The 24,693-nt window shown below is 67.4% G+C and carries 21 protein-coding genes; 10 read left to right on the top strand and 11 right to left on the bottom strand.

Annotated features, from left to right (window positions below):
- Positions 1 to 16 precede the first annotated feature (16 nt).
- From mtnA to ligA, 4 genes are all read right to left on the bottom strand, one after another.
- On the bottom strand, positions 17 to 1,081 hold the full coding sequence (mtnA, locus tag H7A86_RS08395; protein WP_104582814.1) for an S-methyl-5-thioribose-1-phosphate isomerase: 1,065 nt from the start codon (positions 1,079 to 1,081) through the stop codon (positions 17 to 19).
- Between the two features lie 997 nt (positions 1,082 to 2,078).
- Positions 2,079 to 2,765: a DUF3011 domain-containing protein gene (locus H7A86_RS08390; RefSeq protein WP_119132232.1), complete on the bottom strand. Its 687-nt coding sequence runs from the start codon at positions 2,763 to 2,765 to the stop codon at positions 2,079 to 2,081.
- Positions 2,766 to 2,932: 167 nt separating this feature from the next.
- Complete coding sequence (gene epmA, locus H7A86_RS08385) at positions 2,933 to 3,895, bottom strand: EF-P lysine aminoacylase EpmA (RefSeq protein WP_119132233.1); 963 nt, start codon at positions 3,893 to 3,895, stop codon at positions 2,933 to 2,935.
- Positions 3,892 to 6,393, bottom strand: a complete 2,502-nt coding sequence (gene ligA, locus H7A86_RS08380; RefSeq protein WP_119132234.1) for an NAD-dependent DNA ligase LigA — start codon at positions 6,391 to 6,393, stop codon at positions 3,892 to 3,894. Before ligA ends, epmA begins: the two co-directional genes overlap by 4 nt.
- Before the next feature lie 178 nt (positions 6,394 to 6,571).
- Here ligA and H7A86_RS08375 point away from each other — a divergent pair, with 178 nt between their 5' ends.
- A complete protein-coding gene (locus H7A86_RS08375; protein ID WP_119132235.1) occupies positions 6,572 to 7,696 on the top strand; it encodes a pyridoxal phosphate-dependent aminotransferase in 1,125 nt (374 codons plus the stop codon).
- Between the two features lie 251 nt (positions 7,697 to 7,947).
- Here H7A86_RS08375 and H7A86_RS08370 read toward each other — a convergent pair whose 3' ends face one another.
- From H7A86_RS08370 to H7A86_RS08340, 7 genes are all read right to left on the bottom strand, one after another.
- Positions 7,948 to 8,331: a hypothetical protein gene (locus H7A86_RS08370; RefSeq protein WP_104648567.1), complete on the bottom strand. Its 384-nt coding sequence runs from the start codon at positions 8,329 to 8,331 to the stop codon at positions 7,948 to 7,950.
- Positions 8,332 to 8,338: 7 nt separating this feature from the next.
- Positions 8,339 to 9,070 carry a cell division protein ZipA gene (zipA, locus tag H7A86_RS08365; protein WP_104648445.1) on the bottom strand — a complete coding sequence of 244 codons (732 nt, stop codon included), beginning with the start codon at positions 9,068 to 9,070 and terminating at the stop codon, positions 8,339 to 8,341.
- Positions 9,071 to 9,126: 56 nt separating this feature from the next.
- Positions 9,127 to 12,630: a chromosome segregation protein SMC gene (gene smc / locus H7A86_RS08360; RefSeq protein WP_119132236.1), complete on the bottom strand. Its 3,504-nt coding sequence runs from the start codon at positions 12,628 to 12,630 to the stop codon at positions 9,127 to 9,129.
- A 208-nt stretch (positions 12,631 to 12,838) separates the two neighbouring features.
- Complete coding sequence (gene rplI / locus H7A86_RS08355; protein ID WP_016904199.1) at positions 12,839 to 13,288, bottom strand: 50S ribosomal protein L9; 450 nt, start codon at positions 13,286 to 13,288, stop codon at positions 12,839 to 12,841.
- Positions 13,289 to 13,523: 235 nt separating this feature from the next.
- Complete coding sequence (rpsR, locus tag H7A86_RS08350) at positions 13,524 to 13,754, bottom strand: 30S ribosomal protein S18 (RefSeq protein WP_005991243.1); 231 nt, start codon at positions 13,752 to 13,754, stop codon at positions 13,524 to 13,526.
- Between the two features lie 11 nt (positions 13,755 to 13,765).
- The gene (gene rpsF, locus H7A86_RS08345) at positions 13,766 to 14,200 is read right to left on the bottom strand and encodes a 30S ribosomal protein S6 (protein WP_006451585.1); all 435 of its coding nucleotides are present in this window, start codon (positions 14,198 to 14,200) and stop codon (positions 13,766 to 13,768) included.
- Between the two features lie 424 nt (positions 14,201 to 14,624).
- Entirely contained in the window at positions 14,625 to 14,963 is a 339-nt protein-coding gene (locus H7A86_RS08340) for a HesB/IscA family protein (RefSeq protein ID WP_119132237.1), read from the bottom strand.
- A 218-nt stretch (positions 14,964 to 15,181) separates the two neighbouring features.
- Between H7A86_RS08340 and asnS the strand changes: the two genes are divergently transcribed.
- From asnS to H7A86_RS08295, 9 genes are all read left to right on the top strand, one after another.
- A complete protein-coding gene (gene asnS, locus H7A86_RS08335) occupies positions 15,182 to 16,576 on the top strand; it encodes an asparagine--tRNA ligase (protein ID WP_104648443.1) in 1,395 nt (464 codons plus the stop codon).
- 259 nt (positions 16,577 to 16,835) lie between these two features.
- Entirely contained in the window at positions 16,836 to 17,141 is a 306-nt protein-coding gene (locus tag H7A86_RS08330) for a hypothetical protein (protein ID WP_104582804.1), read from the top strand.
- Complete coding sequence (locus H7A86_RS08325; protein WP_119132238.1) at positions 17,138 to 17,464, top strand: hypothetical protein; 327 nt, start codon at positions 17,138 to 17,140, stop codon at positions 17,462 to 17,464. Before H7A86_RS08330 ends, H7A86_RS08325 begins: the two co-directional genes overlap by 4 nt.
- Before the next feature lies 1 nt (position 17,465).
- Entirely contained in the window at positions 17,466 to 18,104 is a 639-nt protein-coding gene (locus tag H7A86_RS08320) for an FMN-binding negative transcriptional regulator (RefSeq protein WP_119132239.1), read from the top strand.
- A gap of 90 nt (positions 18,105 to 18,194) precedes the next feature.
- Positions 18,195 to 18,857: a carbonate dehydratase gene (gene can, locus H7A86_RS08315; protein ID WP_104648440.1), complete on the top strand. Its 663-nt coding sequence runs from the start codon at positions 18,195 to 18,197 to the stop codon at positions 18,855 to 18,857.
- 85 nt (positions 18,858 to 18,942) lie between these two features.
- Positions 18,943 to 19,473, top strand: a complete 531-nt coding sequence (locus tag H7A86_RS08310) for a 3-hydroxyanthranilate 3,4-dioxygenase (protein ID WP_115676684.1) — start codon at positions 18,943 to 18,945, stop codon at positions 19,471 to 19,473.
- A gap of 202 nt (positions 19,474 to 19,675) precedes the next feature.
- Positions 19,676 to 21,817, top strand: a complete 2,142-nt coding sequence (locus H7A86_RS08305; RefSeq protein WP_119132240.1) for an FUSC family protein — start codon at positions 19,676 to 19,678, stop codon at positions 21,815 to 21,817.
- A gap of 34 nt (positions 21,818 to 21,851) precedes the next feature.
- The gene (kynU, locus tag H7A86_RS08300; RefSeq protein ID WP_119132435.1) at positions 21,852 to 23,123 is read left to right on the top strand and encodes a kynureninase; all 1,272 of its coding nucleotides are present in this window, start codon (positions 21,852 to 21,854) and stop codon (positions 23,121 to 23,123) included.
- Between the two features lie 172 nt (positions 23,124 to 23,295).
- The gene (locus tag H7A86_RS08295; protein ID WP_119132241.1) at positions 23,296 to 24,663 is read left to right on the top strand and encodes an FAD-dependent oxidoreductase; all 1,368 of its coding nucleotides are present in this window, start codon (positions 23,296 to 23,298) and stop codon (positions 24,661 to 24,663) included.
- Positions 24,664 to 24,693 lie beyond the last annotated feature (30 nt).

Below are 24,693 nucleotides of genomic sequence, written 5' to 3'. Positions count from 1 at the left end.
GCGCGCCGCACTGGCCTCAGCCGCCGAACGCCGCCTGCATGCGCGCCGGGTCCGGCTGCACGATCACCCCGCGTTCGGTGACGATCGCATCGATCAGGCTGCCGGGGGTGACATCGAACACCGGATTCCAGGCATGGATGCCATCGGCCACGGTGCGCACGCCGCCGACCCCGAACAACTCGCCCGGATCGCGCTGCTCGATCTCGATCTGCTCGCCGCTGGCGGTGTCCATGTCGACCGTGGACGACGGCGCCACCACCATGAACTTGACGCCGTGGTGGCGCGCGGCGATCGCCAGCTGGTAGGTGCCGATCTTGTTGGCGGTATCGCCATTGGCGCAGATGCGGTCGGCGCCGACGATGACCCACTGCACCAGCCCGGACTTCATCAGATGCGAGGCGGCCGAATCGGCGATCAGGGTCGCGTCGATGCCATCCTGCTGCAACTCCCACACGGTCAGGCGCGCGCCCTGCAACCACGGCCGGGTCTCGCCGGCAAACACCTTGGCGATGCGCTGCTGCGCCACGCCGGCGCGGATCACGCCCAGCGCGGTCCCGAAACCGGCGGTGGCCAGCGAACCGGTATTGCAGTGGGTCAGCACGCCGCTGCCGGTGTCGATCAACGCCGCACCAAGCGCGCCCATCTGCCGATTGGCCGCCAGGTCTTCATCGGCGATGGCCTGCGCCTCGCGCGCGATGACCTCGCGCCAGTCGGCGCCGGCAGCGCCCAGCACGCGACGCATGCGCATCAGCGCCCAGGCCAGATTGACCGCGGTCGGACGCGCGGCATTGAGCCGCAACAGCGCCGGTTCGAGTTTCTGCAAGGCCGCACTACCGTCCTCGGCAGCGATGTCGCGCGCCGCCAGTACCACGCCCCACCCGGCCGCGATGCCGATCGCCGGCGCTCCGCGCACGGCCAGCGAATGGATCGCCTCGGCCACGGCGTCGCTGGTGTCGCAACGCACATGCTCGACCACGAACGGCAGCTTGCGTTGGTCGAGCAGTTCCAGGGCATCGCCGGTCCACAGCAGTGGGCGGATATGGTCGTAGCGGGCGTAGTCGATATGGGCGCTGTCGTTCATGCGGACATTGTAAGTCATGCCCTGCCTGCAACCACGCTCGCCGACCGTCGTGACTGGTCCTTGCCCGCTCACCGTCGCGGGACCTTAAGCGGCATGGATGCCGCGTGCGCCCACACGGACGTATTTGCGGAGTGTCCTGCGATGGTGGGCGGGCGGGCCCTGCAGCAAACTGACAGCGTCGAGGGCGCGGTGCCCTCACCGCTCGCGGGACACGCCGTAAACCCATCCCTGGGGGCTCGGTGGCGGCATCCATGCCGCCACACGGTCCCGCAACCGGCAAGGGCACCGCACCAGACAGGTGGTCGGCGCTCATCTGAAAAGCCGTCTGTCGTGCGGTATGCATCAGACGTGGAGCCGTTGCTCATGATCAAACGAGGCGCTTCCAGCACTGCTCTTCCCATGCACACCGACCATCTCGACTGGTCCTTGCCCGCTCACCGTCGCGGGACCCTGAGCGGCATGGATGCCGCGCCGGAGCCTACATGGACGTACTTGCGGCGTGTCCTGCGAGGGTGGGCGGGCAAGGACCCTGCAGCCAACTCGCAGCGTCGAGGGCGCGGTGCCCTCACCGCTTCAGGGACACGCCGTGAATCCATCCCTGGGGGGGCTCGGTGGCGGCATTCATGCCGCCACACGGTCGCGCAACCGGCAAGGGCACCGCACCAGACAGGTGGTCGGCGCTCATCTGAAAAGCCGTCTGTCGTGCGGTATGCATCAGACCTGGGGCCCATGCTTCATGATCGGACGAGGCGCATCCAGCACTGCTCTCCCATGCACACCGATCCTCTCGACCGGTCCTGCCCGCTCACCGTCGCGGGACCCTGAGCGGCATGGATGCCGCGCCGGAGCCTACATGGACGTACTTGCGGCGTGTCCTGCGATGGTGGGCGGCCAAGGGCCCTGCGGCCAAGCCGCAGATCGTCCGCGCTACAGCCGGTAAATCCGCAACCCGCTCAGTTTCAAGACAACCGAGGGCTTGAGTTGTTGATCAATTCTCTCAGTCGACGATGAACTCGGCGCGGCAGCCGTCGTTGACCCACACGCCGTCTCGGCTCCAGCCCCAGGTCTGGCCTTCCACGCATTCCTTTTTGGAGAGCTGCCGGCCCACACGCACCCGGCGCTCCACCGAGACGCCGCAGGTGCGACGTGCGCCCTTTTTCGATTCGCAGGTCACCATGCGCGGCACTACCACGAAGCCGGAACCGTCCTCGGCAGCGACTTCGAATTCGCCATCGCAGCCGCGCGAAACCCAGATTTCGTTACGGCGCGCGCCCCAGCTGCGGCCTTCCTTGCACGGCCAGACAGAGCGCTGGCGCAGCAAGCGCACCGGCGCACCACGCAGCACCACCGGGCAGACCACCTTGCCGCCGTTGGAATCGCAGCGCACCACGCGGCGCATCTGCGGGGCCTGCGACGCGCGCGCGCTGGCAAACTCCGCACGGCAGCCCTGTTCGACCCACACGCCATCGCGTTCGACATCCCACTCGCTGCCGCGGATACAGCTGGTTTCGGACAGCTGGCGCACCAGTTGAATGCCATGTTCGGTATCCATCGCGCAATGCACGCGTGCCATGTCCTTGGACTCGCAGCGCACCACACCGGAGACGCGATCGACCGCGCGCGCATCGGCGAGCATCAGCAGCGGCACGCACCACAAACCGCATAAGCTGATCAGCCACTTCATGCCGACAATCCTCACCCAAACACACTCTGCGCCGCGCCCCCCGTGGACGCCACGATGAGAGCATCATCGATGTGAAGATAGCAATACGGGGGACATGACAGCGGGATGGCAGCGGGCCACACCGTGCGCGACGAGCCACGCCGGGGCCACTGCAGGCCTTGTCGGGGTCAGGCGCGGGCGAACGCGAAGGCCAGCACATCGGCAATCTGCGTGGTGTTACGCATGGCCATCAACAGCCGGTCCACGCCGACCGCCACCCCGGCGCAATCGGGCAGTTGCGACAGCACCGCCAGCAGCCGCTCATCCACCGGCAGCTGCGGCAATCCGCGCGCCGCACGCACCGCGTTGTCGCGCATGAAACGCGCACGCTGCTCGTGCGCATCGTTGAGCTCGTGGTACCCATTGGCCACCTCGTAAGCGCCCAGATACAGCTCGAAGCGTTCGGCCACCGGCGGGTCGTCGTGGCGGATGCGCGCCAATGCGCATTGGCTGGCCGGCCAGTCGTGCACCACGGTCAGCGTGTCGCTGGCAAAGCCCGGCTGGAGCCGATGGGTCATCAGCAGATCCAGCCAATCGTCGCGGGTCAGGCCCTCCGGATCGATCGCCACATCGTGCAGCGGTGCACGCAGCGTTTCGATCGGGTCGCGCAACGGATCGATGCCCAGTGCCTGCACGAACAGCGCGCGATAGCTCAGTACCTGCACCTGCGCCTGGCGCCCGACCAGCGCAAGCGCGCGGCGCACCAGCGCGACGGTTTCCTGCGCCAGCGCGCGATCGTCCCAGCCCACCCGGTACCACTCGAGCATGCTGAACTCGGGATTGTGGCGGCCGCCGGCCTCGCCATTACGAAACACCCGCCCCAGCTCGTAGCAATCGCCCACCCCGGCGGCCAGCAGCCGCTTGAGCGGATATTCCGGCGATGTGCGCAACCAACGCACCGGCGCGCCGGCATCGACATGGCCGCTGAAGCGCGTGCTGAAACTGTCGATATTCGGCTCGGTGTTGCCGGCCTCCGACAGCACCGGCGTCTCCACTTCCAGCACGTCGCGCTCGGCGAAGAAATCGCGGATCAGCGCGTTGAGCCGCGCGCGCAACCGCAACGCGTCCAGATCGACCTGCGTCGCAGTCATGGCTGCTGGCCGTGCTCGCTGAGGAAGGCCAGCAAGCGCGCCTCATCCCAGATCTCCACACCCAGCGACTGCGCCTTGTCGAGCTTGGACCCGGCCTCTTCGCCGGCCACCAGAAACGCGGTTTTCTTGGAGACGCTGCCGGCGACCTTGGCGCCCAGCGCCTCCAGCCGTTGCTTGGCCGCATCGCGGGTGAGCGCAGCCAGGGTGCCGGTGATCACCACGGTCTGGCCGTCGAGCGGGCCCGTTTGCAGCGCACCGGCTGCGGGCAGACGCGACAGCACCGTTTCCATCGCCTGTTGCGCGGCGCTGGCCAGGGCCGCGTTTTCCGGCCGCTCCAGCCATTGCAGCAGCGACGCCACCACCGGCGCGGGAACGCCAGCCTGCAACAAGGCATCGGACCCGGCGCTGCGCAGCGCATCGAACGAGGCCACCGCGGCAGCCAGCTGCTGCGCACGCACCGGCGTCACCTTGGGGATGTCCATGTCTTCCAGCACGCTGGCAAAGCTCAGCGCCTCGCGCAGCTTGGGCGATGGCGGATGCGCATCGCCGATGCGCACGCCACGCTGCAGCAGGTCGTCGATGGCCTGCTGATTGCCGGGCTGGTCGAGGAAGTGCCCGAGCGAACGCGCCACCTCGCCACCGATGTCCGGCACGCGCTTGAACAGCGGCCACGGCAGATGGCGGATCAGTTCCAGGTCGCCGAACCACGCCGACAAGGCCTTGGCGGTGCTTTCGCCGACATGCTCGATACCCAGCGCGAACAGGAAACGCTCCAGCGTGGTATCGCGCGATTGCGCGATCGCCGCGATCAGGTTTTCCGCCCACTTGGTGGCGATCTTCTTGCGGTTCCAGTCGAACGCCGGCAGGCCGGCGCGCAACAGGTCCGCCTCCCAGGTGTGCGGCACCTCGCGCTCGCCGGCCAGGTCCACACCGATGCCGACCACGGTGGTTTCCAGCTGGCCATACGCACCGCTGGCCAGATGCTCGCGCGCCTCGCGCAGGAACGCATGCGGGCTCTCGGCGGTGCTGATCAGGCGCAGTTGCAGCAGCTGGTCCACGGTGAGCAGATACAGATCGGCCACGCCCTGCACCACACCGCTATCGACCAGCACCTCGATGAATTTCTCGCCCAGGCCATCGACATCCATCGCGCGGCGCGAGACGAAATGCCGGAACGCTTCCTTGCGCTGCGCCGGGCAGGTCAGCTCGCCGGAGCAGCGCCACACCGCCTCGCCCTCCTCGCGCACGATCTCCGACCCGCACACCGGGCATTGCGTGGGCATCTGCCATGGCCGGGTGCCCGGCGGCCGTTGCTCGGCGACCACGCCGGCCACCTCCGGAATCACATCGCCGGCACGCCGCACGATCACGGTATCGCCCACGCGCACATCCAGCCGCGCGATCTGGTCGGCGTTGTGCAAGGTGGCATTGGTGACGATCACCCCGGCCACGTGCACCGGCTTCAGCCGCGCCACCGGCGTGGCCGCACCGGTGCGGCCGATCTGGATCTCGATCGCCTCCACCGTGGTGGACTGCTCCTGCGCCGGGAACTTGTGCGCAATCGCCCAGCGTGGCGCGCGCGCGACAAAGCCCATCTCGCGCTGGCCGGCCAGATCGTCGAGCTTGTACACCACGCCATCGATGTCGAAGGGCAAGCCATCGCGCGCTTTACCGATGCGCTGGTAGTACGCCAGCAGGCCGTCGCTGCCCTGCACCACCTCGACCAGGGCGCTCACCGGAAAACCCCACGTGCGCAACTGCGCCAGGATTGCCGAATGCGTCTGCGGCAGCGCACCTTCGCTCACTTCGCCCACGCCGTAGGCAAAGAAACTCAGCGGGCGCTGCGCCGTGATGCGCGCATCCAGCTGGCGCAGCGAACCGGCGGCGCCATTGCGCGGATTGGCCAGCACCTTGCCGCCCTGCAGGCGCATCTGCGCGTTGTAGGTCTCGAAGGCGGCGCGCGGCATGTACACCTCGCCGCGCACTTCCAGCACCTTCGGCCAGCCCGCGCCACGCAGGCGCAGCGGAATCGCCTTGACGGTGCGCAGATTGGCGCTGACATCCTCGCCGGTGGCGCCGTCGCCGCGCGTTGCGCCCTGCACGAACTCGCCGTTTTCGTAGCGCAGGCTGATCGCCAGGCCATCGAGCTTGGGCTCGGCCGAGAACAGCGGCTGTTTCACCTCCAGGCGCTCGCTGATGCGCCGCACGAACTCGGTCACTTCCTCGTCGCTGAAGGCATTGCCCAACGACAGCATCGGCAGGGCATGCCGCACTTCGGCAAAGCGCGAGGCGGCCAGGTGGCCGACGCGCTGGGTCGGCGAATCGGCGCTGGCCAGCTCCGGATGCGCGGCCTCCAATGCCTCCAGTTCACGCATCAGGCGGTCGTAGTCGACGTCGGCCATCTGCGGCTCGTCGAGCACGTGATAGCGGTAGTTGGCGTCCTCGATACGATGACGCAGGGCGTCGATACGCTGCGCGGGGTCCGGGCTGACAGTCATGCGATCGCTGGGCTGGCTCTGGGCCGCCCATTCTAACGGGCCATGCCGGGATGCAAGTGCGACCCGGCAGCTGGCAAACCGTGCGACAGCGAGCCCTGCAGCGATTCTCCCGATAGGCAGACAGGCGCAAACCCGCTAGCGTGGCGCCCTCTTTGCCTGCTCGCCTGGAGCTTACCCCGTGTCGTTGCCTGTCTCGCGCCGTTCGTTTCTCAGCCTCGCCAGCGTTGGCGTGGCAGTTTCCGCACTGGGGCTGCCCCCTGCGGCCGAGGCAGCCCGCAAACGCGCGGCTGCGCCGGCCAAGCCCGGCGTGGCGCCGGCGGCCGGCGCGGTGTTTCTTAACCTCAACGAGCATCCGCTCGGCCCCTCGCCCGCCGCAGTGGACGCGGCAACGCGTTCGCTGGCACGCGCAGGCCGCTATCAGTTCGAGATGGAGCAGGACCTGCGCAACCTGATGACCGGCGAGCTGCAACTGCCCGGCGACCATCTGGCGTTCTTTCCCGGGTCCAGGGATGCGCTGAATCGTGCCGGCAGCCTGTTCACCTCCGCACGTGCGGGGCTGGTGGTGGCCGACCCGAGCTTCGATCCGATCGTCGACAGCGCGAATGCCCGCGGCGTGCCGGTACGCAAGGTGCCGCTGCGGGCCGATGGCGCGCACGACGTCAAGGCGATGGCCAAGGCCGACCCGTCCGCCGGCCTGATCTACCTGTGCAACCCCGGCAACGCCAGCGGCGCCATCACCCCGCGCGCCGACATCGAGTGGCTGCTGGCCAACAAGCCGGCCAGCGCCGTGCTGGTGGTCGACGAAGCGTATATCCACTACAGCAACGAGCCGTCCGTGGCCGACCTTGTGCGTCAGCGCCAGGACCTGATCGTGCTGCGCAGCTTCTCCAAGCTCTACGGCATGGCCGGCCTGCGCCTGGGCGCCGCGCTGGCGCCGCCGGGGCTGCAGACCAAGCTCGCCAGCCTGGGCAGCAACCCGTTGTCGGTTCCGGCAATGGCCGCCGGCATCGCCAGCCTGCGCGACCCCCAGCTGGTGCAGACCCGTCGCGCGGAGAACGCCCGCGTGCGCGACGACACCGTCGCCTGGCTCAAGACCAAGGGCTACACCTGCCTGCCCACGCAGGCCAACTGCTTCCTGCTCGACGTCAAGCGCGATGCCGGCGTGTTCGCCGATTCGATGCAGAAACAGGGCGTGATCGTCGGCCGCAGCTGGCCGATCTGGCCCAAGCGCGTGCGCGTGAGCGTCGGCACCGAGGCGGAGATGCTGCGCTTCCGCGAGGCGTTCGCCAAAGCCAAGCGCTGAGCACGTCTCCGGAAGGCAAAAGGCGTTGATCCCTTCCCGCCTCGGGAGACGGTGCAAGGCAAAAGGCTTTGATCCCTTCTCCCCCGGGAGAAGGTGCAAGGCAAGAGATTTTGGTCCCTTCTCCCCCGGGGAGAAGGTGCCCCGAAGGGGCGGATGAGGGGACGCGCGAAGCCTAGTGTCGCCCAGCCGCGCGAGGGCATGGCCTCCGAACCTTCACCCCAGCCCCGCTCCCGGCGGGAGAGGATCCCAAACTACTCATCCAACGCCTCGCCCTGCGTCGCGCGCAAGCTGCGACGGATCCACAGATAGCTGATGACGAACGTCAGCAACATCGAGCAGGCATTCCACAGCAGCAACTCACGCAACATCGGCGGGCCTTGCAGGATGTGCGCGTAGTAACGGCGATCGAACAGTGCGATCACATGCGGCAGGAACACGCTGATGAAGGGTGTCGGCACCGGTGCTACCAACAGGGTGATGGCAGCGGCAAAACTGCCCACCACCCACGGCGAGTTGCGCGGGCGTTTGCGCAGGCGCGCGGTGATCAACGAAAAGATCCACAGCAGCGGCATTGCCAGAATTGCCCACAGTACCAACAGCAATGCCACTGCCAAGACGCCCTGCAGACTCAACATCGTCAACTCACCAGCGCGGCGACTTGGTCAGCGGCGGGGCCTGATGCTGGCGGTCGTAGGCGCGCAGCTCGTCGCGGATATGCGCCACCCGTTGACGGCCCAGCGCATTGCGGCTGTCGTCCAGCACCACGCCGTCGAGCAGTTCGGCCATGCGCTGCACGGTCGGCAGCATCTTTTCCCAGGCATCCAGCGCGGTCATCGGCGCCGGCAAGGTGAGGAAGAACGCAATCGCCGGGGTCTGCATCTCGCGGATGTTGGCCATGTCGAAACTGCCGGGCTTGAGGATGCTGGCCATGCTGAAGATCGGCCCGCGCTCCGGATGCCCTTCCACCAGGCGGTGGAACACATTCATGTGCCCGAACACCAGCCCGGTCTTCTCGGCAGCGACGACAATGTCTTCGCCGCGCAGGACCTGGCCGGCCTTGGCGGCCACGAACAGCGACACGATCTTGTCGAAGTCCTGGTTCGGGCGCTTGCCGACATCGTTGCCGCCGGCCGCATCGGCATCGTCCAGGTTCAGTTCGCTTTGCTCGGCGCCTTCACTGCGCGCGAACGGGTCGCCCTCCACGCCGGGCTCGCCGGAAATGACCGGTTCGCGGCGCTCGCGCGGCTGCCCGTCGTCCTTGTCGACCCGGCGGCCTTGCGGCGATTTTTTCGGGCGACCAAACAGGAAGATGGCCGCGACCAGCAGCAGTCCAGCGATCAGGATCCCGATCCGGATCATGGCCATGTCGGACATTCAGCGTGCCTCCGCATAAGAGTGACAGGTGTCGATATTCCAACAAGCATGGCACGTCATGCCGCACCCGCCAAACGTGCGGCCTCTTCCAGGTCCACGCTGACCAGGCGGCTGACGCCCGGCTCGCGCATGGTCACGCCCGAGAGCTGACGCGCCGCCTCCATCGTTGCCTTGTTGTGACTGACGAACAGGAACTGCACCTTCTCGCTCATTTCCCGCACCATGTTGGCCAGGCGGCCGACATTGGCTTCGTCCAGCGGTGCGTCCACCTCGTCGAGCAGGCAGAACGGCGCCGGATTGAGCTGGAAGATCGCAAACACCAGCGCCACCGCGGTCATCGCCTTCTCGCCACCGGACAGCAGCGAGATGCTGGACACGCGCTTGCCCGGTGGGCGCGCCATGATGGTCACGCCGGTATCGAGCAGGTCTTCGCCGGTGAGTTCCAGATACGCGTGCCCGCCACCGAACAGGCGCGGATACAGTGCCTGGACGCCGGAATTGACCCGGTCGAAGGTGTCCTTGAAACGGCCGCGGGTTTCGCGGTCGATCTTGCGGATCGCCTCTTCCAGCGTCTCCAGTGCGGTGTTGAGATCCAGGTTCTGCGCGTCCAGATATTCCGAACGCTGCGCAGCCTCGCCGTACTCCTGGATCGCGGCCAGGTTGACCGGCTCCAGCCGCCGCATGCGCCCGTCGATCTGGCCGACTGCCGCTTCCCACTCGGCCACGTTCGCTGCTTCCGGCAATCCATTGACCACGTCCTCGAGCACGAAGCCGGCTTTCACCACGGCGGCCTCCAATTGCTCTGCGCTGAGCACCAGCGCCTGCTGATCGAGCTTGCGCTGCGAGATGCGCTCGCGCTGGGCCAGCGCCTGTTCGTCGCGTTGCTGACGGGTCTGCTCGTAGCTGCGCAGTTCGCCATCGATGCTCTCCAGCATCGTGCGCGCCTCGCTCAGCACGCGCTCGGTACGCACACGCTCGCTCAAGGCGGCCTGATGCTCGTGTTCCAGCGTTTCCACCGGCGAGTCGCCGTCGCTGAGCTGGGCGACCAGATCCTCCAGGCGCGTATCGAGCTGGCCACGCTGGCTGTCCATGCGCTCCAGCGTCTGGCTCAGCGAGGTGATCTGGGTGCGTTGCGATTCCAGCGTGAGCGCCAATGCATGCATCGCATCGCGCACGCCACGTGCGGCATCGCGGGCCTGGTCGCGCGCATCGGTGAGCTGGCGGCGTTCGTTCTCCAGCGCCTCGCGGGTCCCTTGCAGATCGCCCATCAGGGTCACCGCGTCTTCGAGCTTGGCGCGTGCCTCGCGTGCCTGCTCGCGGCTGGTGTCGAGCGTTTCCAGCAGCTGCGACAATTCGTTTTCGATGCGTTCGATGCGCGTGCGCGCGGCATCGACCTTGCCCTGCTGACTCTGCAGCTGGCCGGCCAGTTCGGACACGCTGCGATGCGCCATGTACAACTGGCGCTGCGCATCTTCGCGCTGCTGTTCGGCCGCCAGCAGCTGCTCGCGGAAGCTGCCCAGGCGCTGTTCAAGCTCGGCTTCGCGCTCCTGCAGCGTTTCGATCTGCGCGCGCAGCTCCTGGATCTCGCGCTCGCGCAGCAAGGCGCCCTGCTTGGCGGCGCCGGAACGCGATACCCGCACCCAGCCCTCGCCCAGCCGCTCGCCGCTGCGGGTGATGACCGAATCGCCCTCGGGCAGGCTGCGCTGCAGCGTGCGTGCCGCGTCCAGATCCTCGGCCGCGTGCAGGCGCGCGAGCAGGCGACGGATCGCGATCGGCCCCTGCACCTTGGCCGCCAGCGAGGTCGGCGCAAATGTCGCGTTGTCGTCGGCACTGGACACCAGCGCGATGCGGCCATCACCCAATTCGCCCAGCGCATCGACCAGTTGCTCGGGCGCCTCCACCAGCACGCCTTCGATCAACTGCCCCAAGGCGCCTTCGACCGCGTTTTCCCAGCCGCTTTCGACCGTGATGCGCTCGCCCACACGCGCGGCAGAATCCAGCCCGCGCGAGGTCAGCCACGCCACCGCCGCGCCCTGCTCCTGGCCGAGTGCGGCCTGCTGCAAGGTTTCCAGCGACGACAGCCGGCCACGCGCGGCCTGCGCCTGCTTGCGCACCTCGGCCAGCTCGCCCTGGCTGGCGCGCTGTTGTTCCTGCAGCCCGCCGAGCGCGTGCTTGCGCGCTTCGACCTGCTCGGTCAGCCCGTCCAGCGAGGTCTTCTGGGTTTCGTGGCGCAGCTCGATCTGCTCGAACGCCTCGGCCAGCGCGTCCAGATCCAGCCCGGCGCGCTCGTTGACCAGCGCTTCGCGGCGGCGTTCGGCCTCCAGCGACTGGCGATCAAGGTAATCCACACGCGTGCGTTCCACCTCGCCGACACGCGAGGCTTCGCCGGTGTCGCGGTTATGGGTTTCCCAGCGCTGCTGCCAGTCGGCCAAACGCGCTTCAGCCTCGCGTAGCGACTCCTGGCGGAATTCATGGTCTTCGCGCAGCTGTTCCAGCTGCGGTTCGGCAGCGTCCACCGCCTCGCGCAACACCGCCAGCCTGGCCGAGTCGCCGCTGATGTGCTGGGTCAGTTCCTGCAGTTGGCTCTGCGCCTCGTCGCGCGCCTTGTGCAGGCGATGCGAGAGCTCGCGCTGGTGCTGGATCTGCTGCTCGATGCGCGCCAGCGCACCACCGACCTGATAGACATCGGCCTGCGCCTTGGCCACCGCTTCGGCGGCTTCCTCGCGACGCGCGCGCCCGGTTTCGATCCGCGCCTCGGCATCGCGCTGTTCGGCGATCAGCTGCTGCAGCCGGGTCTCTTCCTGGTTCAATTTCTCGCGCAGGCCCTGCAGCCGCCCATCCAGCCCGCGGTATTCCAACGCCTTCCACTCGGCGTCCTTGATCCGGCGCTCTTCCTGCAAGGCCTGATACTGCTCGGCCTGGCGCGCCTGGCGCTGCAGATGCGCCAGCTGCTTGGTGATCTCTTCGCGCAGGTCGCCCAGGCGATCGAGATTCTCGCGGGTATGCCGGATGCGCGTTTCGGTTTCCTTGCGGCGCTCCTTGTACTTGGAAATGCCGGCGGCTTCTTCCAGGTACACGCGCAGGTCTTCCGGGCGCGCCTCGATGATCTGGCTGATCATGCCCTGCTCGATGATCGAGTAGCTGCGCGGGCCAAGACCGGTGCCCAGGAACAGGTCGGTGATGTCGCGGCGCCGGCACTTGGTGCCGTTGAGGTAGTAGGCGCTGTTGCCGTCGCGGCTGACAAGGCGCTTGACCGAGATCTCGTTGAACGAGGCGAACTCGCCGCTGATGGTGTGATCGGAATTGTCGAAGATCAGCTCCACCGTCGCCTGCGACACCGGCTTGCGCGCCGAGGAGCCGGAGAAGATCACGTCGGTCAGCGAGTCGCCGCGCAGGCGGCTGGCCGAACTTTCGCCCATCACCCAACGCACCGCGTCGATGATGTTGGACTTGCCGCAGCCATTGGGTCCGACGATGCCGGTCATGTTGGTGGGCAGGTGCAACGTGGTCGGGTCGACGAACGACTTGAAACCGGACAGTTTGATCGTGGACAGGCGCATGGGGCTGAAGGTTCCGGGCACCGCACGGGCGAGGCCGGCAGGCGCTTTTTCCTGTGAAGCCGACACCTAAGCCCTTGATCCACAAGATCTGCAGGCCGTGGAACCGGCAATGGAACACGAGTATAGCGGGCCTGCCATCGTTGGCGCGGCCGCATAAAGACGAAGGGCGCCCAACCAGGCGCCCTTCGGGTACAGCGTGCAGCGCGGATCAGGCGTCGGATTCGACGATGACCTTGACCGAGGTTTCCACATCGGCGTGCAGGTGCAGCACAACGTCGTACTCGCCGACATTGCGGAACGCGCCTTCGCCCAGGATCACTTCGCTCTTTTCCAGCGGCAGGCCGGCGGCGGTGAACGCCTCGGCGATGTCGCGCGGACCGACCGAGCCGTACAGCTTGCCTTCGGTCGACGCATGCGCGCCGATGGTGACGCTGGCGCCTTCGAACTTGCCGGCGCGGCTCTGGGCATCGGCCAGGATGGTGTTGGCCTTGGCTTCGTAATCGGCACGCTTGGCTTCAAACGCTTCGACGTTGGCAGCGGTGGCCGGCACGGCCTTGCCCTGCGGCACGAGGAAGTTGCGGCCGTAACCCGGCTTGACGCTGACCTTGTCGCCCAGGCCGCCGAGGTTGGTCACTTTCTGCAGAAGAATCAGATCCATGGTGGTGCTCCGTTATTCGTTAGCGCCGGCGCTTTGGCCGACGCAACGTTTGCTGTCCGAAAAGACGGGATTCGGGAATCGGGATTTGGGAATCGCAACAGCACGATCAACACCGCATCTCGAATGACCGGCCTCTATATGTTTAGTAACCCGCACATGGATGTGCGGGCTTTTGTGAGGGACTCACATACAACCGTGCGGGGCTCTTGTGAGGGACTCACATCAACGACTCGGATTAAACGTCGTGATTGTCCGTGTACGGGATCAGCGCCAGGAAACGCGAGCGCTTGACGGCCGTGGCCAGCTGACGCTGGTACTTGGACTTGGTGCCGGTCACGCGGCTCGGCACGATCTTGCCGTTCTCGGTGAGGTACTGGCGCAAGGTGTTGAGATCCTTGTAATCGATCTCCTTGACGCCCTCGGCGGTGAACTTGCAAAACTTGCGACGACGGAAGAACTTGGACATGACAGCGCTCCTTAAGCGGCTTCGGCGTTGTCGCCGTCGGTATCGGTGGCGGCAGGTGCAGCATCGCCCTCATCGTCATCACGACGACGACGCTCGCTACGCTCGGGCTTGTCGCCCTTCTCGTCCTTGCTCTTCATGATCAGCGACTGCTCGGTGTCCGGGCCGTCGCGCTTGACGACCAGGTGACGCAGCACCGCATCGTTGAAGCGGAAGCTTTCCACCAGCTCGCTCAGCACGGCCTGGTCGACTTCGATGTTGAGCAGCACGTAATGCGCCTTCACCAGGTTCTGGATCGGGTAGGCCAGCTGACGACGGCCCCAGTCTTCCAGACGGTGGATGGTGCCGTTACCGCCCTCGATCAGCGACTTGTAGCGCTCGATCATGGCCGGGACCTGCTCGCTCTGATCCGGGTGGACCAGAAACACGACTTCGTAATGACGACTCATGTTGTATTACCTTTCGGATGTGGCCACATGGGCCGGACAGCTCCCCGGTGACCCGCGCAAGGCGGCCGGTGGAGCAAGGGTTCCCGCCCGGAACCGGGCAGGAAGCAGGAAAGTATGGCAGTTCAGGTGCTTAGCCGCAACCGGGCCGTGCCAGCGGCCGAGCCTACGAACGTGACGTCTGCGTGGTGACTGCTTGAGCCCCTCTCCCGCCGGGGCGATAAGGCACCGCTTGCGCGCCACTGGCGCGTGTGCCTTGGAGCGCCCGCGCCGCAAGCGCGGGCCGGGGCGTGGAGCGGGGGTTGGGGTGAGGGTCCGGGTCGAAGCCACTCGTGACGCCTAACCGCGCGAGGCTTCGCTCCGTACCCTCATCCGCCCTTCGGGCACCTTCTCCCGGTGGGAGAAGGAATAGCGCGCGCCGGCTGGCTCAGCGGTGCTCGGCTTCGGTCGTGAAACTCTCCCCGCATCCGCACTCGGCGGTCGCATTGGGGTTGCTGAAGGTGAAGCTCTCGCTGAGGCCGTGCTTGCCGAAATCGATGCAGGTGCCATCGACCAGCGGCAGGCTGACCGGGTCGACGAAGATGCGCACCCCCTGCTGCTCGAACACCGCATCGTCGTCGCGCTTCTCGCGCGCCAGGTCGGTGACATGGCCCCAACCCGAGCAACCGGTCTTGGTCACGCCAAAGCGCAGACCCAGCGTCCCCGGGGTCTGCTGCACGAAACGCTGCACGCGCTCCAGCGCGGCGGGGGTGAGGCTGATGGCCATGGGAGATGCTCCGGAAACGATGGTGAAACACTGGTGGCAAGTATAGCGAGGCTGCAATGACCGGGGCGGCACCCGCTGATACGACGTGTTCCCCAGATGGGGCCATGCCACGCCGTCGACAAGCGCGACCACCGGCAAGCCGTTCAGATGCTCGCGCCAGCGCGCCCGCAGCCAGTAAACTCGCAGACCATTCAAAGTCGCTACGGCGAGGACAAGTCATGACGGTGGTCAGCGTTGAACATGCGCTTGCGGGAAAACTCCCGGAAGGCGGCGAAGTCACGGTACGGGGGTGGGTGCGCACGCTGCGCGGATCTGCCGGACTGGCCTTCATCAACGTGACCGATGGCTCGTGCTTTGCCCCGATCCAGGTGGTGGCCAACGACACCCTGCCCAACTTCGACGAGATCAAGCGCCTGACCAGCGGCTGCTCGCTGATCGCCAAGGGCGTGCTGGTGAAGTCGCAGGGCAAGGGCCAGTCGTTCGAGATCCAGGCCAGCGGCGTGGAGATCGTCGGCTGGGTCGAGGACCCGCTGACCTACCCGATCCAGCCCAAGCCGATGTCGCCGGAGTTCCTGCGCGAAGTGGCGCACCTGCGCCCGCGCACCAACCTGTTCGGCGCGGTCACCCGCATCCGCAACTGCCTGGCGCAGGCGGTGCACCGCTTCTTCCACCAGAACGGCTTCAACTGGATCAGCACCCCGATCATCACCACCTCCGACGCCGAAGGCGCCGGGCAGATGTTCCGCGTCTCCACGCTGGACATGGTGAACCTGCCGCGCGATGCGAGCGGTGCGGTGGATTTCAGCCGCGACTTCTTCGGCAAGGAAACCTTCCTGACCGTGTCCGGCCAGCTCAACGTGGAGGCGTACTGCCTGGCGCTGAGCAAGGTCTACACCTTCGGCCCGACCTTCCGCGCCGAGAACAGCCACACCACGCGCCATCTGGCCGAATTCTGGATGATCGAGCCGGAAATCGCCTTCGCCGACCTGGCCGAAGACGCGCGCCTGGCCGAACAGTTCCTCAAGTACCTGTTTCGCGCGGTCCTGGACGAACGTGGCGACGATCTGGCCTTCCTGGCCGAGCGCGTGGACAAGAACGCCATCAGCAAGCTGGAAGCCTTCATCAATGCCCCGTTCGAGCAGATCGACTACACCGAGGCGGTGAGGCTGCTGCAGAACTCGGGCAAGAAGTTCGACTTCCCGGTCGAATGGGGCCTGGACCTGCAGACCGAGCACGAGCGCTGGCTGACCGAAGAACATATCGGCCGCCCGGTGGTGGTGACCAACTACCCCGAGCACATCAAGGCCTTCTACATGCGCCTGAACGACGACGGCAAGACCGTCGCGGCGATGGATGTGCTGGCGCCGGGCATCGGCGAGATCATCGGCGGCAGCCAGCGCGAAGAGCGCCTGGACGTGCTGGATGCGCGCATGGCGCAGTTCGGCCTGGATCAGGAGCACTACGGCTGGTACCGCGATTTCCGTCGCTACGGCTCGGTGCCGCATGCCGGCTTCGGCTTGGGCTTCGAGCGCCTGGTGGTCTACGTGTGCGGGCTGAGCAATATCCGCGACGCCATCCCCTACCCGCGCGCACCGGGCAGCGCCGAGTTCTGACCGTGCGCCTGCTGGCTGCCGCCGCCCCGCACCCGCAATCGCCGGCCTTGGCGCCGGCCTTGCCAAGCCTCGGCATGGCCGGCGTGTGCGGCGTCCGGCCAGCCGAGCCGGCAGCCACGCCTCCGGTTCCAGGTGCGTGGCGGCAGGGTGACACGGCACGCCAGGCCGTTCTCCGGGCCAGGCGTCCGCTGGGGTGGACCATCGCTGCGCCGGTGGCTGGCGCAACACTTCTGCAACGCGTACTGAGGCCGGCGGGCACATGACCCTGTTCTTCGCACTGTGTTTTGTCGGCGTCGCCGTCGCCGGGCTCACCGCCTTGCTGATCTTCTGGCCACTGACGCTGGTGCACCTGCGCGACCGTCATCCCGAGGCGCTGGCCAGCTTCGGCGATCCGGCCTTCATCAGCCCTGCGGCACTGCGCTGGTTGCTGACACGGCGCTACCGCAGCCACCGCGACAATGCGCTGTCCGGTCTGGCCACACCCGCCTGGCTGTCGCTGCTGACCATCTTCTTCGGCCTGGGCATGGCGGCCCTGCTCGGCCTGCTCTCCAAGGTAATGCCATGAATACACCGCAAGACACCGCACAGGACGACCACGATTCGTGGTGGCTGGCCACGATCGGCCGCACGCTGATCTGGGCGCGCCTGCGCGTCAAGCAGGCCGGCACGGCCGAAGTCCTGGACAGCGACGGCAAGATCCTGCCCTACGACAGCGAAGACAGCGCCCGTGCGGCCTTGTTCGATGCCGAATTCGTCGCGCTCGACGGGCTGGACGAGGAAGACGCGCTGATGCGTGGCTTCTCGCTCGACGAGGTGTCGCCGCCGCGCGGCGACGACGATGCCGACCTGCGCGAACGCATGGTGCTGACCCTGGGCGGTCGCGCCTGACATGTACGCCCCGCGCGCGTTCGCGCAGACCGATCTGGCACTGCTGGACTGGCTGATCGCGCGCGACCCGTTCGTCACCCTGATCAGCGGTGGCGAGGACGGGCAGCCGGCGATCTCGCATCTGCCGGTGCTGTACCGACGCCAGGCGCAGGCAGTGGTCATCGAAGGCCACTGGGCGCGCCCCAATCCGCAGGCACGCAGCCCCGGCGATGCGGTAATCGTGGTGCAGGGCCCGCACGCCTATGTGTCGCCGAGCTGGTATCCGGACAAGGAAGCGGCCGCACGCGTGCCGACCTGGAACTACGCCGTGGCGCATCTGCATGGACGCTGCGAGCAGGTGAGCGATGAGGCGGCGCTGGGCGACCTGATCGGCCGCATGAGCGCGCACTTCGAACAGCGCGCCGGCAGTGACTGGCTGTTCGAGATGGAACGCGACAGCCACCGCCGTCAGTTGCGCGGCCTGATCGGCTTCCGCTTCGTTCCCAGCCGCATCGAGCTGACCTTCAAGCTCAGCCAGAATCATCCGGCCGGTAATGTCGCTGCCGTGAGCGATGCATTGCAGCAACAGGCGTCCGCCGACTCCCGCGAGCTGGCATCGCTGATGCGCGATGCCCTGCAGGTACGCGATGGCGCAGCATGAGCGGTGCCGTACAGCATCGATTTGCGCATCACTTCCTTTCGCTCATCTGTCGATCACACACTGCCCTTCGTCCTCTGGAATACTGCCCCCATGAACGAGCTCAACCATTTGCTTGAAAACAACCGTGCCTGGTCCGAGCGCATCCGTCGCGAGGACCCGGAATTCTTCTCCAAGCTGTCCACCCAGCAGACGCCCGAGTATCTGTGGATCGGCTGCTCGGACTCGCGCGTGCCGGCCAACCAGATCATCGACATGGCGCCGGGCGAGGTGTTCGTCCATCGCAACATCGCCAACGTGGTCGTGCACACCGATCTGAACTGCCTGTCGGTGATCCAGTTCGCCGTCGACGTGCTCAAGGTCAAGCACATCCTGGTGGTCGGCCATTACGGCTGCGGCGGCGTGTTTGCCAGCCTGACCCAGAAGCGCATGGGCCTGGTCGACAACTGGATCCGCCACGTCACCGATGTGGCCGACAAGCACGAGGCCTGCCTGCACGATGCGGGCGACCTGCCGGTCCAGCACGCGCGCCTGTGCGAGCTCAACGTGCTCGAACAGGTGGTCAATGTCTGCCGCACCACCATCGTGCGCGATGCCTGGGAGCGCGGCCAGGCGCTGCAGGTGCATGGCTGGGTCTACAGCCTGCGCGACGGACGTGCGCACGACCTGGGCATGTCGATCGACCGCCCCGAACTGCTGCAGGAACGCTACGACGCGGCGCTGGCACAGATCCAGGCCGATCACGCCGAACGCTGAGCCGCACCCGCACGCCATCCCGCCGCGGCGCCCATCGGCGCCGTCGGTTGGCTATGCTGGACGTCTTCTTTGCCGAGGAACGTCGATGCTGGTCCCGCCGATCAACCTGCAAGCCTGGATCGAGCAACACCGCCACCTGCTCAAGCCGCCGGTGGGCAATAAATGCATCCAGCAGGACGGCTTCATCATCATGATCGTCGGCGGGCCGAATGCGCGCACCGACTATCACTACGACGAAGGCCCGGAGTGGTTCTTCCAGCTCGAAGGCGAGATGGTGCTGAAGGTGCAGGATGACGGCGTGGCACGCGACATCCCGATCCGCGCCGGCGAGATCTTCCTGCTGCCGCCCAAGGTGCCGCATTCGCCGCAGCGTACGGCCGGCTCGATCGGCCTGGTGATCGAACGCGAGCGCCTCCCCGACGAGCAGGACGGCCTGCAGTGGTATTGCCCGCAGTGCAATCACAAGCTGTACGAGGCGATGTTTCCGCTGCAGGACATCGAAACCGATTTTCCGCCGGTGTTCGATCATTTCTACCGCTCGCTCGCGCTGCGCACCTGCACCCGCTGCGGACACCTGCATCCTGCGCCGGAGCGCTATGCCATTGTCCAGGCATGAGCGGGCCATGGCGTATGGCACGGCCGGGCACGTCTTGCGCAGGTCTTCGGAGGCGCGTTCGCTCGATGGCCGCGCGTGTGCGTCACGTCGGCAGCGTAATGCCGCGCAATTGCAATGACGGCGCAACTGCCCGCAACGTGCTGCGTTTCAACCGCGTGCACGCGCCGCAGCCACGCTGCGTATACGCGCTGAACCCCATGCCATGCTGCGCACGCTGATCGACCTCAAACCGCGCGACGTGCCGCTGCGCGTCGCGCTGCGCAACACCGCCGCGGTGGTGCTGCCGCTGGCGGCCGGCGTGGCCACCGGGCATGTCGCCGCCGGCCTGGCCGTGTGTACCGGCGCGCTCAACACCATGTTCACCGACCAGCCCGGCCCGTATCGCGCGCGCCTGCAACGCATGCTGATGGCCGCGCTGGCTGCCGGCCTGGCCGCGTTGCTCGGCATCTGGGTCGGCCACAACACGCCGGCCCTGGTGATCGCCGGGCTGCTGCTCGGCCTTGGCGGCGGCTTGCTGGTGGCGCTCGGCCCGGTGGCGGCGCGTGTAGGGCTGACCAGCATGATCCTGCTGGTGGTCAGCGCCGACATGCGCTTGCCGGTGCAGCAGGCAGCGGGTGTGGCGGCGTTGATCTTTGCCGGCGGCCTGCTCCAGGTGGTGCTGGCGTTGGCCGCCTGGCCGCTGCAACGCTATCGCCCGGAGCGCTTCGCGCTGGCCGACCTGATGCGTCAACTGGCCGGCATCGCACGCCAGCGTCCGGAAGCCAGCGCCCCGCCGCCGGCAACCCAGGAAGTGCTCGATGCGATGGTGATGCTGCATGGCGAGCACCGCTCGCGCGCGATCGCCGTGCAGAGCTTCCGCATCATTGCCGAGCTGTGCGAGCGCGTGCGGCTGGAGCTGCTGTCATTGGCCGATGCCGACACCCGCCTGACCGAATCGCAGGCGCGGCCGGCGATCGAGCGCGTGCTCGAACGCAGCGCCATCGTACTGGAACAGCTCGCGCATGCGATGACGGTGGGCGAAGACCCGCTCGCCGCCAATGCCTCGATGACCGGCTTCGACGATCTGGTCGCCGCGCTGGCGCAGTTCCAGCACGACAACGCCGACACCCGCGAGCGCCGGCTGGTGCGGGTGGCGGTGGCGCGCGCGCAAGGCCTGGGCGGCCAGCTGCGCGCGCTGATCCGCAATGCGCATTGGGCCAGCAGCCGCGGCGAAATCCAGGCGCAGCTGGCCGAAGCGCGCCTGCCGGCGGCACTCAGGCCCGCCGCGACCTGGGCCACGCTGCGCGCGAACCTGGATCTGTCATCGGTGGCCTTCCGGCATGCCTTGCGCTGCGGCGTATGCCTGGCGCTGGCCATCGCCTTCCAGCGCTGGCAGCAGATTCCGCACGGCTTCTGGATTCCGATGACCACCGCGATCGTGCTCAAGCCGGATTTCGGCGGCACCTTCAGCTTCGGTGCCCTGCGCGTGGCCGGCACCTTCGTCGGCCTGCTGGTAGCGACCTTGCTGGCGCATCTGGCGATGGACGGCGCGAGCGTCCGCCTGGCGTTGCTGGCACTGTTCTGCCTGGGCTTCCGCCTGCTGACGCAGGTGAACTACGGCATCGGCGTGGCGTTCCTGACCGGCATGCTGGTGCTGCTGCTGTCCTTCGAGGGCGTGGCACCGGGCGAGGCCATCGGTGCGCGCCTGCAGGCGACGGTGGCCGGCAGCGCCTGGGCGCTGATCGCCTACGCGCTCTGGCCCACGCGCGAGCGCCGGCACATCCGCGCCTCGCTGGCGCAGCTGCTCAGCGCGTATCGCGATCATCTGCGCAATCTGTTGCTCGGCAGGATGGAGGATCTGGGCGACACCCGCGCTGCCGCACGCGTGGCGCGCACCAATGCGCAGGCCTCGATCGAACGCCTGCGCGGCGAGCCGCGCAGCCGGCGCAATCTGCACGAGCTCAAACTCGCCGAGTCGTTGCTGGCCAACGGCAACCGGCTGATCCGCGCCACCTTGTCGCTGGAGGCGGTGCTGCGCGACGGCCATCCCCTGCCTGTGCTGGACGCGCTGCCGGCATTCGCGCAACAGGCCGACCAGGCACTGTCCGAGCTGATCGCCTGCCTGTTCGACGGCGGCATTCCCGCCGCGGCCACCTTGCGCAGCGCCGAGCGCCAGCTGTCCGATGCATTGGCGGCCCTGCCCGACGGCTCGCCGGCCACCGCCGCACTGGCCGACACCATCGACCGCATCACCGACAGCATCGGCACGTTGACGCATCTGCTGCGTCCTGCCCGGCCAGCCGCGACCACCGCCGCACCCGACACACCGGCCGCGCATGACGGCGCACAGGGTGCCGGCGGGTAAACTGCGCCACTGACCTGCGTTGCGAGCCGTGATCATGACCGACCTGCTGTCCCGCGCCCATGCCGTTGCACTGGACGCCGCCGACCCGCTGCGCCAGCTGCGCGATGACTTCATCTTCCCGCAGCATGCCGGCCAGGATCAGACCTATTTCGTCGGCAACTCGCTGGGCCTGCAGCCACGCGCCGCACGCGCGATGGTGGCCGAGGTGCTCGACCAGTGGGGTGCGCTCGCGGTGGAGGGCCACTTCACCGGTCCCACCCAGTGGCTGACCTATCACCAGCTGGTGCGCGATGGCCTGGCCCGGGTGGTCGGCGCACTGCCCGGCGAAGTGGTGGCGATGAATACGCTCAGCGTCAACCTGCACCTGATGATGGCCAGCTTCTACCGCCCCACGCCCGAGCGCGGCGCGATCCTGATCGAAGCCGGCGCGTTTCCGTCCGACCGCCATGCAGTGGAATCGCAACTGCGCCTGCATGGGCTGGATCCGGCCACGCAGCTGATCGAAGTGCAAGCCGACCAACCCAATGGCACGCTGTCGATGGCAGCGATTGCCGATGCCATCGCCCGGCATGGTCCGCGGCTGGCGCTGGTGTTGTGGCCCGGCATCCAGTACCGCACCGGCCAGGCCTTCGACCTGGGCGAAATCGTGCGGCTGGCACGCGCACAAGGCGCGGCAGTGGGTTTCGATCTGGCGCATGCGGTCGGCAATATCGCGCTGACGCTGCACGACGACGGCGTGGATTTCGCGGTCTGGTGCCACTACAAGTATCTCAACGCCGGCCCCGGCGCGGTGGGTGGCTGTTTCGTGCACGAACGCCATGCCAACAGCGACCTGCCGCGCATGGCCGGCTGGTGGGGACACGAGCAGCAGACCCGGTTCCGCATGGATCCGCAGTTCGTGCCCTCGCCTGGGGCCGAAGGCTGGCAGCTGAGCAATCCGCCGGTGCTGGCGCTGGCGCCGCTGCGTGCGTCGCTGGAGCTGTTCGATCAGGCCGGCATGCCGGCGCTGCGCGCCAAGTCCGAACAACTCACCGGGCACCTGGAACAGCTGATCCACGCCCGCGTGCCGCAGGTACTGCAGATCGTTACCCCGGCCGAGCCGGCGCAACGCGGCTGCCAGTTGTCGTTGCGGGTGGCCGGTGGCCGCGCGCAGGGGCGCTCGCTGTTCGAGTACCTGCAGTCGGTCGGCGTGCTCGGCGACTGGCGCGAACCGGACGTGATCCGCATCGCACCGGTTCCGCTGTACAACCGCTTCAGCGATCTGCATCGGTTGGTGGAACAGGTGGAAACCTGGGCCAGCGCCTGAGCACACGCGGCACAGACTGTGCCATCGACCAGATCGGCGCGGGGACCGGAACCGGCACACGCGCACGTACACTCCGAACCCGCACCTGGCTGACCGCGGCAGGTGCCGTTGCCAGCCATCCCTGTTCTCCCCCTTCGCCGGCACTTGCGTCCGGCCGCTGCCGGATACCGCATTGAGCGCAGTCTCTCCCCGTTCCCTGACCTTGATCGGCGCTGGCCTGGCCGGTTGCCTGCTGGCCATCCTGTTGTCGCGTCGCGGCTGGCAGGTCACCGTCTACGAGCGCCGCGGCGATCCGCGCATCAAGGGCTACGAGTCCGGCCGCTCGATCAACCTGGCGCTGGCCGAACGCGGCCGCCATGCACTGCGCCAGGCCGGCGCCGACGACGCGGTGATGGCCAAGGCGGTGATGATGCGCGGGCGCATGGTGCACCCGCTGCACGGGCAGCCGCAGCTGCAGCGCTATGGCCGCGACGACAGCGAAGTGATCTGGTCGATCCACCGCGCCGCGTTGAATGTCGCGCTGCTGGATCTGGCCGAACAGGCCGGCGCACGCGTGCACTTCTACCGCCGCCTGCATACGGTGGACTTCGACGCCGGCTATGCGCGCTTCATCGACGACCGCGACGACCAGCCGCACGAAATCCATTTCCAGAGCCTGATCGGCAGCGATGGCGCCGGCTCGGCATTGCGCGCGGCGATGCAGCGCAAATCGCCGCTGGGCGAGCGCACCGAATTCCTCGATCACTCCTACAAGGAGCTGGAAATTCCGCCGCTGCCCGGCGGCGGGTTCCGCATCGAAGGCAACGCGCTGCACATCTGGCCGCGCGGGCGCTACATGTGCATCGCGCTGCCCAACGACGGCGGCACCTTCACCGTCACGCTGTTTCTGCCCAACGCCGGCGAACCCAGCTTTGCCACCACCCGCAACGGCGACGAGGCGCTGGCCTTGTTCGCGCGTGATTTCCCCGATGCGCTGCCGCTGATCCCGCAGCTCAAGGAACATTGGGAAGAACATCCGCCCGGCCTGCTCGGCACCCTGACGCTGGACCGCTGGCATCTGGGCGGCCGCGCATTGCTGATCGGCGACGCCGCGCACGCGATGGTGCCGTTCCACGGCCAGGGCATGAATTGCGCGTTCGAAGATTGCGTGGCGCTGGCAGAGCAACTGGACGCGCACCACGATCTGGAAACTGCGTTTGCCGCGTTCCAGGCCGCACGCCGTGAGGATGCGGCGGCGATCCAGCAGATGGCGCTGGAAAACTATCTGGAGATGCGCGACCGCGTCGACGATCCCGACTTCCTGCTGCAGCGCGCGCTCGAACAGCAACTGCAGGCACGCTGGCCCACCCGTTTCGTGCCGCATTACACGATGGTGACCTTCCTGCGCACGCGCTATTCGATCGCCCTGGCGCGCAGCGAGATCCAGCGCCAGATCCTGGTCGAGGCCACGCGCGGGCACAGCGACCTGTCGCGCATCGACTGGGCGGCACTGGAAGCGGTCGTGCATGCGCGCCTGCAACCGCTGGAAGGCGCGCACTGATCAAGCTGCACAGGCCGGCGTCAGCGGGCC

This window comes from Xanthomonas euroxanthea (assembly GCF_903989455.1).
Taxonomy (GTDB): domain Bacteria; phylum Pseudomonadota; class Gammaproteobacteria; order Xanthomonadales; family Xanthomonadaceae; genus Xanthomonas; species Xanthomonas euroxanthea.
Note: the sequence above shows the minus strand (reverse complement) of the source record. Positions and strands in the feature narration are given on the sequence as shown.

Excerpts from the sequence above, each read along its gene's own strand:
- smc (WP_119132236.1), bottom strand. The coding sequence starts at position 12,630 with ATGCGCCTGTCCACGATCAAACTGTCCGGTTTCAAGTCGTTCGTCGAC.
- asnS (WP_104648443.1), top strand. The coding sequence starts at position 15,182 with ATGACGGTGGTCAGCGTTGAACATGCGCTTGCGGGAAAACTCCCGGAA.
- H7A86_RS08305 (WP_119132240.1), top strand. The coding sequence starts at position 19,676 with ATGCTGCGCACGCTGATCGACCTCAAACCGCGCGACGTGCCGCTGCGC.
- mtnA (WP_104582814.1), bottom strand. The coding sequence starts at position 1,081 with ATGAACGACAGCGCCCATATCGACTACGCCCGCTACGACCATATCCGC.
- H7A86_RS08330 (WP_104582804.1), top strand. The coding sequence starts at position 16,836 with ATGACCCTGTTCTTCGCACTGTGTTTTGTCGGCGTCGCCGTCGCCGGG.
- H7A86_RS08390 (WP_119132232.1), bottom strand. The coding sequence starts at position 2,765 with ATGAAGTGGCTGATCAGCTTATGCGGTTTGTGGTGCGTGCCGCTGCTG.
- kynU (WP_119132435.1), top strand. The coding sequence starts at position 21,852 with ATGACCGACCTGCTGTCCCGCGCCCATGCCGTTGCACTGGACGCCGCC.
- can (WP_104648440.1), top strand. The coding sequence starts at position 18,195 with ATGAACGAGCTCAACCATTTGCTTGAAAACAACCGTGCCTGGTCCGAG.
- H7A86_RS08310 (WP_115676684.1), top strand. The coding sequence starts at position 18,943 with ATGCTGGTCCCGCCGATCAACCTGCAAGCCTGGATCGAGCAACACCGC.
- zipA (WP_104648445.1), bottom strand. The coding sequence starts at position 9,070 with ATGTCCGACATGGCCATGATCCGGATCGGGATCCTGATCGCTGGACTG.
- H7A86_RS08370 (WP_104648567.1), bottom strand. The coding sequence starts at position 8,331 with ATGTTGAGTCTGCAGGGCGTCTTGGCAGTGGCATTGCTGTTGGTACTG.
- H7A86_RS08325 (WP_119132238.1), top strand. The coding sequence starts at position 17,138 with ATGAATACACCGCAAGACACCGCACAGGACGACCACGATTCGTGGTGG.
- epmA (WP_119132233.1), bottom strand. The coding sequence starts at position 3,895 with ATGACTGCGACGCAGGTCGATCTGGACGCGTTGCGGTTGCGCGCGCGG.
- rplI (WP_016904199.1), bottom strand. The coding sequence starts at position 13,288 with ATGGATCTGATTCTTCTGCAGAAAGTGACCAACCTCGGCGGCCTGGGC.
- H7A86_RS08320 (WP_119132239.1), top strand. The coding sequence starts at position 17,466 with ATGTACGCCCCGCGCGCGTTCGCGCAGACCGATCTGGCACTGCTGGAC.
- rpsF (WP_006451585.1), bottom strand. The coding sequence starts at position 14,200 with ATGAGTCGTCATTACGAAGTCGTGTTTCTGGTCCACCCGGATCAGAGC.
- H7A86_RS08340 (WP_119132237.1), bottom strand. The coding sequence starts at position 14,963 with ATGGCCATCAGCCTCACCCCCGCCGCGCTGGAGCGCGTGCAGCGTTTC.
- rpsR (WP_005991243.1), bottom strand. The coding sequence starts at position 13,754 with ATGTCCAAGTTCTTCCGTCGTCGCAAGTTTTGCAAGTTCACCGCCGAG.
- ligA (WP_119132234.1), bottom strand. The coding sequence starts at position 6,393 with ATGACTGTCAGCCCGGACCCCGCGCAGCGTATCGACGCCCTGCGTCAT.